An 11978-nucleotide genomic window follows, 5' to 3' on the forward strand; every position below is an offset into this window, starting at 1 on the left:
TAAGGGGAGCCATGGCACATTTCCCTTCCAAGGACGACATTCTGGGCTGGATCCGGGAGAACCCCGGCGCAGTCGGCAAGCGCGAGATCGCCCGCGCCTTCAACGTGAAGGGCGCGGAGCGCATCGCGCTGAAGCAGCTCCTGCGCGAGATGCAGGCCGAGGGCGCCATTCGCCGCGAGCGCAAGAGCTTCCGCGAGAAGGGCGCCCTGCCGCCGGTGAGCGTGCTCGTCGTCGAAGCGCCCGATGTCGACGGCGATCTCTTCGCCCATCCGCAGGACTGGGACGGTGACGAGGCCCCGCCGCGCATCCTCTTCATCCCCGGGAAGGGCGACCCGGGGATCACCCAGGGCGACCGCATCCTCGCCCGGCTCACCCCCGCGCCGGAGCACGCCAGCGGGCATGCCTTCGAGGCCCGGCTCATCCGGCGCATCGGCGCCGGCCCGCGCCGCATCCTCGGGCTGTTCCGCAAGACCGACCAGGGCGGGCGCATCGTGCCCGTGGAGCGCAAGGCAGACCGCGACTGGCTGGTGCCGCACGGCGAACATGCCGGCGCGCGCGACGGCGAACTGGTCGAGGGCGAGATCGTCGGCAACCCGCGCCTCGGCCTGCCGCGCGCGAAGGTCATCGCCCGGCTGGGCGACCCGGCCGCCCCGCGCTCCGTCTCGCTCATCGCCATCCATGAGCACGGGCTGCCGGTGGAATTCTCCGAGGAGGCCATCGCCGAGGCGCTCGCGGCAAAGCCCGTGCCCCTGGGCGACCGGGAGGACCTGCGCGCCCTGCCCCTGCTGACCATCGATCCCTCGGACGCCCGCGACCATGACGACGCGGTCTGCGCCCATGCGGATGACGACCCGGCCAATCCCGGCGGCCACGTGCTCTGGGTCGCCATCGCCGATGTGGCCCATTACGTGCGCCCCGGCTCGGCGCTGGACCGCGAGGCGCGCAAGCGCGGCAATTCCAGCTATTTCCCCGACCGGGTGGTGCCCATGCTGCCCGAGGAGCTCTCGGGCGACCTGTGCTCGCTGCATGAAGGTGTGGACCGGCCCTGCATCGCCCTGCGCATGGTGCTTTCCGCCGATGGCACCAAGCGCAGCCACCGTTTCACCCGCGGGCTGATGCGCTCGCCGGCCTCGCTGTCCTACGAGCAGGCGCAGGCGGCGCATGACGGCGCGCCGGACGCGGCCACCGCGCCGCTGCTCGAGACGGCCATCGCGCCGCTCTTCGCCGCCTACGGCGCGCTGAAGGCCGCGCGCGAGCGCCGCCAGCCGCTGGCCCTCGACCTGCCGGAGCGCAAGATCATCCTGTCCGAGGAGGGCGAGGTGCTCTCGGTCGCCTTCCGCGAGCGGTTCGACGCGCACAAGCTGATCGAGGAGTTCATGGTGCTCTCCAACGTCTGCGCCGCCGAGACGCTGGAGCGCCGCGCCCGCCCGCTGCTCTACCGCGCGCATGAGGAGCCCACCACCGAGAAGCTGGACGCCCTGCGCGAGATCGCCGAGAGCTGCGGCCTCACCCTCGCCAGGGGCCAGGTGTTGCAGACCGCGCAGTTCAACCGCCTGCTCGACCAGGCCGCGGGCTCCGACTTCTCCGAGATGATCAACCTCTCGGTGCTGCGCAGCCAGACCCAGGCCTATTACACCCGCGAGGCGATCGGCCATTTCGGCCTCGCGCTGGCGCGCTACGCGCATTTCACCTCGCCGATCCGCCGCTACGCGGACCTCGTGGTGCACCGGGCGCTGATCTCCGCGCATGGCTGGGGCAATGACGGGCTCACTGCCGAGGAGACCGACGCGCTGGAGGAGACGGCGAAGCACATCTCCATGACCGAGCGCCGCTCCATGGAAGCCGAGCGCGACACCACCGACCGCTACCTTGCCGCCTTCCTGGCCGACCGGGTGGGCAACGAATTCGAGGGCAAGGTTTCCGGTGTCACCCGCTTCGGCCTGTTCATCCGCCTCACCGACACCGGGGCAGACGGGCTGGTGCCGATCTCCTCGCTGGGCCGCGAGTATTTCCACTATGACGCCGACAGCCAGACGCTGACCGGCGAGCGCACGCGCCGCGAGATCGGCCTGGGCATGCGCGCCACGGTACGCCTCGCCGAAGCGGTTCCGGTCACCGGCGGCCTGCTGTTCGAATTGCTGGAAATCGAAGGCAAGCCCGCCCCGCGCGGCGCCCCGGTGAAGGGCCGCGGCCCGGTGCCGCGCCGCAAGGCGGTGAAGGCCCGCTCCAAATCCTCCAAGCTGGAGAAGAAGGCGAAGCGGCGCTTCTGAGCCGTTCGGTCTCCGGCGCGCGGGGCCTGTGGCCGCGGCTGCCTTGCCGCGTCCGCGAGCCCTGAGGGTGGCGCCATGCCCGGCCATCGCCGCGCCACCGCCGAAGCGTGACGCGCCGCCCGTTCGCCCGTGCGAGGCGCCCCACCCCTTGCGCGGGCCAGCGCGCCCGGACGCCGGCCCGCGCGCCGGTGCTCCGCCGGCGGCAACGCGCCCCCGGCACCGCGCACGGGCGCGTCCTGCCCGCCTGCAGGATCCCGCATTTTCCCCTGCCTCCGCCCTCTTGAAGGGGGGGAAAGGGCATCCTATCTCAGCCATGTCCGGAGGCCGCAACAGGGTCCGGGCAGCACGAAACAGGGCTCGTCCAGACGGAGGGCCCGGGCACTATCATCGCTCAAGAGAGGATGCTTCCATGCGTAATTTCGACCTGACCCCGCTCTACCGTTCCACCGTCGGCTTCGACCGCCTTGCCCATCTCCTGGACAACGTGGCCGCCAATGGCGAGACCGGTCAGACCAGCTATCCGCCCTACAACATCGAGAAGACCGGCGAGAACACCTACCGCATCTCCATCGCGGTGGCCGGTTTCGCCGAGAGCGACCTCTCGATCGAGACGCGCGACGGCGCGCTCGTGGTCTCCGGCCGCAGGTCCGAGACCGAGGGTGAACGCAGCTTCCTGCATCGTGGCATCGCCACCCGCGCCTTCGAGCGCCGCTTCCAGCTTGCCGATCATGTCCGTGCCACCGAGGCCCGGTCCGAGAACGGCCTGCTGCACATCGACCTCGTGCGCGAGATCCCCGAGGCACTGAAGCCCCGGCGCATCGAGATCGCCAGCGGCCCGGTGGTGAACAACGAAGCGCCGCAGCTGCAGAACTGAGACTCCGCTCCGCCCGGCCCCTCCCCCCTCTCGGGGCCGGACGTCTGAGCGAAGCGAGGCCCGCGTCCCCCTCGGCGCGGGCCTCATTCCGTTTCCGCCCCCGTGGCGAACCACGCGAGCCGGATCGTGGCAGGCTCCGCCCTCCGCGCCTCTGCCCGCGGGACGCCGGGCCATGGCCGTCGCCTCATGCACCGCATCGGGCGGCTCGCTGGCCGGGCATTCAGCATGTGAAGAACGCACCGCGCGGCAGCCGTCCCGCACCCGGCCTTCCCGGGCCGGAGCGACGCATTTCCGGCAGGTTGCCCGGCATTCCCGATGTCATCCCCCCCGTGAGGCACAGCCCGGCGTGCGCCGGGTAACCAACACTTGTCCGGACTGTTTCGTTGAGCCGCGCCGCCGCGCCCTGCACCCTGAGCGCAGGACGTACCAGCCGCAGACCGGCGCCGACGACGGGGACTGACCATGACCAGCATGACCACATCGCGCCCAGCCCGTGGACCCGCCCCGAGGCCGGGGCTGCGTCGGGTGATGGCCCGGCTGGCGCCTGTGACGCCCGGGCAGCGCCGGCGGATGCGCTTCGTGCTCTCCGGGGTCCTGCTGGGCTCGGCCGGTGGCGCCGGGGTGGACGTGACCGGCCTGGGTCCGGCGGTCGACGGCACGCTGGCCTGCTGCATCATCGGCGGGGTCATCGGCGACAGGCTCAGCCGGCTGAGGGCCCGGCTGTGAGCCCGGCGGGCCCGTGCGGCGGCATGCCTGCGGCTCAGCCGCCGGAAGTGCTGCCCGACAGGTCCTCGTAGGCGCGGCGCCATTCCATCGCCTCGCGCCGGGCGTTGCCGAGGCCGGACATCGTGGCCTCCAGCTCCGAATCCTTCGCCGCCATCTGGCGGGCGAGGTCGCGGCGCATCTCCCCCAGTTCCAGCATCGCGGCATCCCGGGCGTCGAGCGCGCGGCGCACGGTTTCCTCGGCCGGCTCCTGCGGATGCGGCAGGCCGGAGGGCCGGTTGAGGCGCAGGAACAGCCAGCAGCACACCCAGCCGACCGCCACCGCCAGCACCAGAACGATCGCGATCACCAACGTAAGTCTAGTTGCGTCCATCGGGCTCCTCCAGGATGCGCAGGCCGATGCGGCGGTTCAGCGCCCGGCCGGCCTCTGTCGCGTTGTCGGCGATCGGGTCCGCCTCGCCATAGCCCTTCGCCCGCAGCCTGTCGAGCGGCACCCCGCGCGCGACCAGCGCCTCCAGCACCGCCTGGGCCCGGTCACGGCTCAGCCGCAGATTCAGCTCGTCCGAGCCGCTGGTATCGGTGTAGGCGCCCACCTCGAACACCGCCGGGGCGCAACCCTTCAGCGTGGCAGCCAGCGCCTCGACCACCGGCAGGCTCTCCGGGTCGATCTGTGTGGAGGCCGGCGCGAAGATGATTTGTTGCGCGGCCAGCGCGGCGCGCATCTCGTCCAGGCAGGTGTCGGGCGCCGGCAGGCTGGCGCGCGCCGCCGCTTCCGCGTCATAGGAGACGGTGAGCCGCAGCGTGCGGTCCGCCCCGGTCACCGGGGTGAGCAGCGCCCGCGCCTCCGCCCTGCCGTCGGGGTCCAGCGTGCGCCCGGCGAGGCTGAGATCGGCCTCCTCCACCACCAGGATGCCGTTCTCCAGCAGCGCCAGCGCCTTCAGCCCGGCCATCACCCGGCCGGACCAGCCGTCCGGCAACGTGGGCTCCACGATCATCCGGTCCTCCACCTGCTCGCTGCCGAACAGCGACACCGCGAAGGTGTAGAGCGCCAGCTTGCCGGCCTCGTTGGGCATCGGACCGCTGAGGGCGACCCTGCCGTCCGCGTCGCGCTTGGCGCGGAACTCCGCCGGCGGCAGGGTGGCGAGAGAGAGGGCGCCCTCCTCCTCCCCGTCGTCCGTGCCGATCTGCGCCTCGAGCGAGAACATCGCCGGCAGGGCGTCGCGCAGCTTCGTGACCTCGGCATCGAACAGGTCCGGGTCCACCTCGGGCGGCGCGTCCAGCACCACGTCCGTGTCCACGAAGGAGAGCACGCCGCCGCCGAGCGCCGCGACGGCGTCGAGCCCGGACATCACCGCCGCGCCCCAGTCCGCCGAGGGCGCGCCGAGCCCTTCCGTGCAGTGCGGGGCGCCGGCGGGCGCGCCCGGGCCCGGCGCCTCTCCGGAGGAGCCGGTCACGCCCAGGGCCACCAGGCGCTGCTCGATGGCCCGGGCCTCCTCACGCGACTGGGCGGTGCAGGCTTCCAGGTGCATCGGCGCGGGGGGGTCCGTGTCGCCCCCACCGGTACGCGCGGCGGCGAGCGAGAACACGTAGGGGCTCACCAGCGGGCGCGGCGCGATGATGTCGAGCCCGGAGAGGCAATTGCCGCCCGCGGCGCGCAGCGCCTGCGTCAGCCGCGCCGCGGCCTCCGGCGAGGCGGCGACGCCGGAGATGGTCACCGCGCAGCGCGCCAGCCCGATCTGCGCCTTGCCCAGGCCGGTGAGCGCCGTGATGGCAAGGTCGAGCGAGCGCGCCCATTCCGCGCCGGGCGCGGCATGCATCACCTGGGTGGAATCGTCGAGATCCACCCCGCCGGCGGTCTCGCCGATGGTGCCGATGGCGGCGTCCAGCCGGGCGCGGCTGCCGTCGTCGGGCAGGATGCCGGCGAGGGTGACCCGCGCCTCGTCGCGCAGGATCTCGACGCGGAAGGCGATGTCCGGGTCGGGGGCGGGTGGGCGCAGGCTGGTGGCATCGCGCAGCCGCCAGGCGGAGACCAGCCGCCCCGCCACCTCGCGCGCCGCCGTGCGCGCCGCCGCGTCCGGCGCGTCGCCGCCCAGTGTCACCTCCAGCCCGTCCGCCGTCACCGTGGCCCAGTGCAGCCCGGCCGCGGTGAGCATGCGGTCCAGCCCCGCGACGGTTTCTGCCTCGATGCGGCGGGTGAGCGCGGCGCCGGCTCCATAGCTCGCCGCGCCCAGGCCGAGCACGGAAAGCGTCAGGAAGATGGCCGCGCGGCTTCGCATCGGACTGCCTCTGTCTGCCGGGAAAACTGTTCCCGGGTGTTAGGCCAGCCCCGCCCCCGTTGCAAGGGCGGGCGCGATCACACCAGCCCGGCCAGCCCGAAGGCCAGCGCCACGATCAGGCCGGCGTCGCGGTTGGCGCGAAACAGCCGCATGCACAGATCGGTGTCGTGAATGTCGAGGCGCCGAAGCTGCCAGGCGAGGTGCAGCGCGAAGCCCGCCAGCCCGGCCAGGCACAGCACCAGCGAGAGGCCGGTGGTCACCGTCAGCACCGCCAGCCCGATCAGCGCCACCGAGGCCACGAGGAACCCCGCCAGCCAGGCATGGGTGTTCTCGCCGAACAGCCGCGCGGTGGACTTCACCCCGATCAGCGCATCGTCCTCCCGGTCCTGGTGGGCGTAGATCGTGTCATAGAACAGCGTCCAGCAGATGCCGGCCGCGTAGAGCGCGAGGCTGGGCAGGCCGAAGCCCTGCGCATGCGCCGCCCAGGCCAGCAGCGCGCCCCAGTTGAACGCGAGGCCGAGAAACACCTGCGGCCACCAGGTGAACCGCTTGGCGAACGGGTACACCGCCACGGGCAGCAGCGAGAGCACCCCGAGCCAGATCGCCGCCGCCGGGAAGCTGAGCAGGATCGCGAGGGCGATCAGCGCCTGCACCACCATCCAGCCGGCCGCGCCGCGCACGCTCACCTGCCCGGAGGGAATCGGGCGCGAGCGGGTGCGGGCCACCTGGCCGTCCACGTGGCGGTCGGAGATGTCGTTCCAGGTGCAGCCGGCGCCGCGCATCAGGAAGGCGCCCAGCCCGCAGCCCGCGAAGATCCACAGATCGGCGAGGCGCGGCCCTCCCGGGTCCGCCGCCATCGCCAGCCCCAGCCCCCACCAGCAGGGCAGCAGCAGCAGCCAGGTGCCGGCTGGCCGGTCGGCGCGCGACAGCCGCAGCCAGGGCCGCGACCAGGGCGGACAGAACCGGTCGACCCAGTTTTCGGCCGTTGCGTCGGCCACTCTTCCATCGGGGGCGCTTTGAGCGCTAGAAACATGCTCGGACATGGAATGCGTTATGACAGACGACACGGCAAAGATCAGGCTTTTTGTTGAGGCCCCGCTGGCGGCGGGCGCCCCGGTTCCGCTGACCCGCGAACAGGCGCATTACCTGTTCTCGGTGATGCGGCTCGGGCCCGGCGGACGGGTGGCGCTGTTCAACGGGCGGGACGGGGAATGGCAGGCCGAGGTGCTGGAGGCCGGCAAGCGCGCCGGGCTGCTCGGCTGCCTCAGCCAGAGCGCGCGGCAGGGCTTGCCGCCGGACCTGTGGCTGCTCTTCGCCCCGATCAAGAAGGCCAGGACGGACTTCATCGTGGAGAAGGCCACCGAGCTGGGCGTGCGCCGCATCCAGCCGGTGTTCACCCGCCACACCAATTCCGAGCGCCTGCGCCCGGACCGCCTGCAAGCGCATTGCGTGGAGGCCGCCGAGCAGTGCGGCGGCACCTATGTGCCCGAGCTCGCCGACCCCGCGCCGCTGGACCGGGTGCTGGCGGACTGGGAACCCCGCCGCTCGCTGATCTTCTGCGACGAATCGCGTGACGCCCGGCCGCTGCATGCGGTGGCGCCCTCGGCCCCCGCGGCGCTGCTCATCGGCCCGGAGGGGGGCTTTGCCGCCGACGAGGCCGCCCGGCTGCGCGGGCTGCCCTTCGTGGTGCCGGTGTCGCTGGGGCCGCGCATCCTGCGCGCCGACACCGCCGCCGCCGCCGCCATCGCCCTGTGGCAGGCCCGGCAGGGCGACTGGAGCGGGGCCGGCGCGTGAGCTTCCTGCGCCCCCCGGTTCAGGCAGCCCTGCTGCGCTGGGGCGAGAGCGGCGCGCTGGCGCTGTTCGCGCTGGTCCTGGGCTGGGCCGGCTGGCGCTCCGGGCTGCGCGGGGGCGCGGTGATGCCGGTGGTCTGGGGCGCGGGGGCACTGGTTCTGGCCGGGCTGGCGCTGAGCGCCTTCCGCAAGGCCCGGCTTGCGCGCGACACCAGCGCGCCCGGGGTGGTCACCGTCACCGAGTGGCGCATCGGCTACATGGGCCCGGTGACCGGCGGGTTCGTCGATCTCCCGGCGCTGAACCGCATCAGCCTGTCGCCCGGGCCGGACGGCCCGGTGTGGCACCTGCAGGACGACGGCGGCCGCGCGCTGGCCGTTCCGGCCGCCGCCCGGGGGGCCGAACGGCTCTACGACGCGCTCTCGCCCCTGCCCGGCTTCAACTGGCCCAGGGCGCTCGCCCTGATCGACACGCCGCCGGCCCGGCCGGTCACACTCTGGGAAAAGCCGGGACTGAACCTTCGTCGCCCTTGAAAGCATGCGGGTACATGTTTATTCACCGGCAGGTCAACATCACAAGGAGGGCCGCATGTCCATTCCTCAACAAGGCGGCGGCCCGATCGAGCGTCACGAGCAGCTCGCGCAATATCTCGCCGACGGCTGCAAGCCGAAGGAGGCCTGGCGCATCGGCACCGAGCACGAGAAGTTCGGCTATGACACGCGTACGCTGACCCCGCTGCCCTACGAGGGCGCCTGTTCGATCCGCGCCATGCTGGAGGGCCTGCGCGACCGGTTCGGCTGGCAGGAGGTGCGCGAGGGCGGCAAGCTGCTGGGCCTGGTGCGCGACGGGGCCAATGTCTCGCTGGAGCCGGGCGGACAGCTGGAGCTTTCCGGCGCCCCGCTGGAGACCATTCACCAGACCTGCGACGAGGTGAACCAGCATCTCGCCGAGGTGAAGGAAATCGCCGAGGGCATCGGCGCCGCCTTCATCGGCCTGGGCGCGGCCCCGGTCTGGACCCACGAGGAAATGCCGGTGATGCCCAAGGGCCGCTACGCCCTGATGACCCCCTACATGGGCACGGTCGGCACCCACGGCACCCAGATGATGTACCGCACCTGCACGGTGCAGGTGAACCTCGACTTCGGCTCCGAAGCCGACATGATCCAGAAATTCCGCGTGGCGCTGGCGCTGCAGCCGGTCGCCACCGCGCTCTTCGCCAATTCGCCCTTCTTCGAGGGCAAGCCGAACGGCCATCTCTCCTGGCGCTCGCGCATCTGGCGCGGGCTGGACAACAGCCGCACCGGCATGCTGCCCTTCGCCTTCGAGGACGGGTTCGGCTTCGAGCGCTACGTGGAATACGCGCTCGATGTGCCGATGTATTTCGTCTACCGCGACGGGAAGTACATCAACGCGCTCGGCCAGTCCTTCCGCGACTTCCTGAAGGGCGAGTTGCCGGCGCTGCCCGGCGAGAAACCCACCCTGTCGGACTGGGCGGACCACCTCACCACGCTCTTCCCCGAAGCCCGGCTGAAGAAGTTCATCGAGATGCGCGGCGCCGACGGCGGCCCCTGGCGGCGGCTCTGCGCCCTGCCCGCGCTCTGGGTGGGCCTCACCTATGACCAGACCGCGCTCGACGCCGCCTGGGACCTCGCGAAGGGCTGGAGCGCGGAGGAGCGCGAGCAGCTGCGCGTGGACGCCTCCGAGAAGGGCCTGCATGCCGAGATCGCCGGCCGCGCGCTGCGCGACGTGGCGCGCGAGGTGCTCGACATCGCGAATGGCGGGCTGAAGGCGCGCGCGCGCCCCGGCGCCGGCGGGCTCATCCCCGACGAGACGCATTTCCTCAACTCGCTGCAGGACATCGTCGCCTCCGGCAAGACGCCCGCCGAGGAGCTGCTCGACCTCTACCACGGCGCCTGGGGCGGCGACCTCACGCCGCTGTTCCGCGACTACAGCTACTGAGCCCGGAGATGGAGTTGCGCGCGCCCGTCCCGGTCCTGCGGATCTTCGACGAGGCGCTGGCGCGCGCCTTCTACCTCGACTGGCTGGGGTTCCGGCTGGACTGGGAGCACCGGTTCGAGCCGGACCTGCCGCTCTACGCGCAGGTGTCGCGCGGGGCCCTGCGCCTGCACCTTTCGGGCCATCACGGCGATGCCAGCCCGGGCGCCACGGTCTTCGTGCCGGTGGAGGGACTGGCGGAGCTGCATGCGGAACTCACCGCCCGCCCGCACCCCGGCCAGCGCCCGGGCATCGCGACACGGGACTGGGGGCTGGAGATGACCGTCACCGACCCGTTCTCCAACCGCCTGCGCTTCACCGAGCAGCGCAGCGCCTGAGGCGCCCCGCGCTCCGGGCCCGACCCGGAGCGTCCCCGGCGTCCCGGCGTCCCGGCGTCCCGGCGTCCCGGCGTCCCGGCGTCCCGGCGTCCCGGCAAGATGCGTCATGCCCCGGACGTTGCAAGGGCTCCGTTCCGGGAGGCCCCGCCGCGCAAGCCGGGGCGCAGGCCGGCGCGCGGGGGTCAGACCCCGGCGCCGCCCACCGTCAGCCCGCCGATCAGCAGCGTCGGTTGCCCGACACCCACCGGCACCCACTGGCCCGCCTTGCCGCAATTGCCCATGCCCGGGTCCAGCGCCATGTCGTTGCCCACGGCGCGGATCTGCCTCAGGGCCGTGGCCCCGTCGCCGATCAGCGTGGCGCCCTTCACCGGCGCGCCGACGACGCCGTTCCTCACCCGGTAGGCCTCGGTGCAGGAGAACACGAACTTGCCGTTGGTGATGTCCACCTGCCCGCCGCCAAAGCCCACGGCGTAGAGCCCGTCCTTCATGCCGGCCAGCACCTCGGCCGGCGGGGTGTCTCCGCCGAGCATGATGGTGTTGGTCATCCGCGGCATCGGGGCGTGGGCGTAGCTCTCGCGTCGGCCGTTGCCGGTGGCCGCCACGCCCATCAGCCGGGCGTTCTGGCGGTCCTGCATGTAGCCCACCAGCGTGCCGTCCTCGATCAGCACGTTGCGCTGCGAGGGCGTGCCCTCGTCATCGAAGGAGAGCGAGCCGCGCCGGTCCGGCAGGGTGCCGTCATCCACCACGGTCACACCCTTCGCGGCGATCTGCTGGCCCATCAGCCCGGCGAAGGCGGAGCTTTTCTTGCGGTTGAAGTCCCCCTCCAGCCCGTGGCCGATCGCCTCGTGCAGCAGGATGCCGGGCCAGCCGGGGCCGAGCACCACGTCCATCACCCCGGCGGGGGCGTCCTCGGCCTCCAGGTTGACCAGGGCCACGCGCAGCGCCTCCTGCGCGACTCCCTCCCAATGGCCGCGGGTGATGAGCGGCGCGAGCCCGTGGCGCCCGCCGCCGCCGGCCGATCCGGTCTCCCGCCGGCCGTTCTGCTCGACAATCACCGAAATATTCACCCGGGTGAGCGGGCGCGCCTCCCACAGGCGCTGGCCCTCGGGGCGCAGGATCTCGACCTCCTGCATCGAGGCGCCGATGGAGGCGGAAACCTGCACCACCCGGGGGTCACGCGCACGCAGCCAGTCGTCGATCTCACGCAGGGTTTCGAGCTTCACGCCGAAACTGGCGTCGTCGAACGGGTCGCGGTCGGAGTAGAGCCGGCGGTTGGTGGCGCGCGGCGGCGCGGCCAGCACCGCGTCCTCGCCGCGCACCGCGAGCCGGGCGGTGGAGAGCGCGCGCGCAAGCGAAGCCTCTGATATCTCGGTGGAATGCGCGTAGCCGGTGCTCTCGCCCGCGACCGCGCGCAGGCCGAAGCCCTCGGCCGCGTCATAGCTCGCGGTCTTCAGCCGGCCGTCATCGAACACCAGCGCCTCGGAGCGCCGGCGTTCCAGGAACAGCTCGCCGTCATCGGCGCCCGCCACCGCCTCACGCAGAAGCGAGAGCGCGCGGCCCTCGTCAAGCAAAGTCTCGAAAGGGCGAAATCGCGGAGAGGAATCAGTCATCTGGCACTCCGATCAGTGGAGAATTTAGGCGACGAGGGCAGCTTGAAGCGTCGAACTGCCGCAAAGGTCCAACTTGCCTGTAACGGCCCATTATGGTTTTTCGG

Annotated in this window: 11 protein-coding genes; 7 read left to right on the plus strand and 4 right to left on the minus strand. The window is 72.3% G+C overall.

Features of this window, described 5'->3' with window-relative positions; all coding sequences use genetic code 11:
- The first annotated feature begins 11 nt into the window (after positions 1–11).
- The 3 genes from rnr (at position 12) to FDP22_RS20210 (ending at position 3870) form a co-directional block, all read left to right on the plus strand.
- Positions 12–2270 (plus strand): ribonuclease R, encoded by a 2259-nt coding sequence (rnr, locus tag FDP22_RS20200; protein ID WP_138578038.1) that lies wholly within the window; start codon positions 12–14, stop codon positions 2268–2270.
- 409 nt (positions 2271–2679) lie between these two features.
- Positions 2680–3144, plus strand: a complete 465-nt coding sequence (locus tag FDP22_RS20205) for an Hsp20 family protein (protein ID WP_138578040.1) — start codon at positions 2680–2682, stop codon at positions 3142–3144.
- A 462-nt stretch (positions 3145–3606) separates the two neighbouring features.
- Positions 3607–3870 carry a hypothetical protein gene (locus FDP22_RS20210; protein WP_138578054.1) on the plus strand — a complete coding sequence of 88 codons (264 nt, stop codon included), beginning with the start codon at positions 3607–3609 and terminating at the stop codon, positions 3868–3870.
- A gap of 34 nt (positions 3871–3904) precedes the next feature.
- Here FDP22_RS20210 and FDP22_RS20215 read toward each other — a convergent pair whose 3' ends face one another.
- The 3 genes from FDP22_RS20215 to ubiA form a co-directional block, all read right to left on the minus strand.
- On the minus strand, positions 3905–4240 hold the full coding sequence (locus FDP22_RS20215; RefSeq protein WP_138578056.1) for a hypothetical protein: 336 nt from the start codon (positions 4238–4240) through the stop codon (positions 3905–3907).
- Positions 4227–6143 carry an OmpA family protein gene (locus FDP22_RS25215; protein ID WP_138578058.1) on the minus strand — a complete coding sequence of 639 codons (1917 nt, stop codon included), beginning with the start codon at positions 6141–6143 and terminating at the stop codon, positions 4227–4229. The genes FDP22_RS20215 and FDP22_RS25215 overlap by 14 nt, the downstream gene beginning before the upstream one ends.
- A 77-nt stretch (positions 6144–6220) precedes the next feature.
- The gene (ubiA, locus tag FDP22_RS20225) at positions 6221–7186 is read right to left on the minus strand and encodes a 4-hydroxybenzoate octaprenyltransferase (RefSeq protein ID WP_138578060.1); all 966 of its coding nucleotides are present in this window, start codon (positions 7184–7186) and stop codon (positions 6221–6223) included.
- Positions 7187–7196: 10 nt separating this feature from the next.
- On the opposite strand from ubiA, the gene FDP22_RS20230 reads away from it, so the two are divergent.
- Genes FDP22_RS20230 through FDP22_RS20245 form a run of 4 tightly spaced genes read left to right on the plus strand, consistent with a single transcriptional unit; the run spans position 7197 to position 10264 of the window.
- A complete protein-coding gene (locus FDP22_RS20230; RefSeq protein WP_138578062.1) occupies positions 7197–7937 on the plus strand; it encodes a 16S rRNA (uracil(1498)-N(3))-methyltransferase in 741 nt (246 codons plus the stop codon).
- The gene (locus FDP22_RS20235; protein ID WP_138578064.1) at positions 7934–8464 is read left to right on the plus strand and encodes a hypothetical protein; all 531 of its coding nucleotides are present in this window, start codon (positions 7934–7936) and stop codon (positions 8462–8464) included. The genes FDP22_RS20230 and FDP22_RS20235 overlap by 4 nt, the downstream gene beginning before the upstream one ends.
- A 55-nt stretch (positions 8465–8519) precedes the next feature.
- Positions 8520–9890, plus strand: coding sequence for a glutamate--cysteine ligase (locus FDP22_RS20240; protein ID WP_138578066.1), 1371 nt, complete (start codon positions 8520–8522; stop codon positions 9888–9890).
- 8 nt (positions 9891–9898) lie between these two features.
- Positions 9899–10264: a glyoxalase superfamily protein gene (locus FDP22_RS20245; RefSeq protein ID WP_138578068.1), complete on the plus strand. Its 366-nt coding sequence runs from the start codon at positions 9899–9901 to the stop codon at positions 10262–10264.
- A 182-nt stretch (positions 10265–10446) separates the two neighbouring features.
- On the opposite strand, the gene tldD is transcribed toward FDP22_RS20245, so the two are convergent.
- Positions 10447–11874: a metalloprotease TldD gene (gene tldD, locus FDP22_RS20250; RefSeq protein ID WP_138578070.1), complete on the minus strand. Its 1428-nt coding sequence runs from the start codon at positions 11872–11874 to the stop codon at positions 10447–10449.
- Positions 11875–11978 lie beyond the last annotated feature (104 nt).

The sequence above is a fragment of the Paroceanicella profunda genome (assembly GCF_005887635.2).
Classification (GTDB): Bacteria; Pseudomonadota; Alphaproteobacteria; order Rhodobacterales; family Rhodobacteraceae; genus Paroceanicella; species Paroceanicella profunda.

Excerpts from the sequence above, each read along its gene's own strand:
- rnr (WP_138578038.1), top strand. The coding sequence starts at position 12 with ATGGCACATTTCCCTTCCAAGGACGACATTCTGGGCTGGATCCGGGAG.
- FDP22_RS20205 (WP_138578040.1), top strand. The coding sequence starts at position 2,680 with ATGCGTAATTTCGACCTGACCCCGCTCTACCGTTCCACCGTCGGCTTC.
- FDP22_RS20210 (WP_138578054.1), top strand. The coding sequence starts at position 3,607 with ATGACCAGCATGACCACATCGCGCCCAGCCCGTGGACCCGCCCCGAGG.
- FDP22_RS20215 (WP_138578056.1), bottom strand. The coding sequence starts at position 4,240 with ATGGACGCAACTAGACTTACGTTGGTGATCGCGATCGTTCTGGTGCTG.
- FDP22_RS25215 (WP_138578058.1), bottom strand. The coding sequence starts at position 6,143 with ATGCGAAGCCGCGCGGCCATCTTCCTGACGCTTTCCGTGCTCGGCCTG.
- ubiA (WP_138578060.1), bottom strand. The coding sequence starts at position 7,186 with ATGTCCGAGCATGTTTCTAGCGCTCAAAGCGCCCCCGATGGAAGAGTG.
- FDP22_RS20230 (WP_138578062.1), top strand. The coding sequence starts at position 7,197 with ATGACAGACGACACGGCAAAGATCAGGCTTTTTGTTGAGGCCCCGCTG.
- FDP22_RS20240 (WP_138578066.1), top strand. The coding sequence starts at position 8,520 with ATGTCCATTCCTCAACAAGGCGGCGGCCCGATCGAGCGTCACGAGCAG.
- FDP22_RS20245 (WP_138578068.1), top strand. The coding sequence starts at position 9,899 with ATGGAGTTGCGCGCGCCCGTCCCGGTCCTGCGGATCTTCGACGAGGCG.
- tldD (WP_138578070.1), bottom strand. The coding sequence starts at position 11,874 with ATGACTGATTCCTCTCCGCGATTTCGCCCTTTCGAGACTTTGCTTGAC.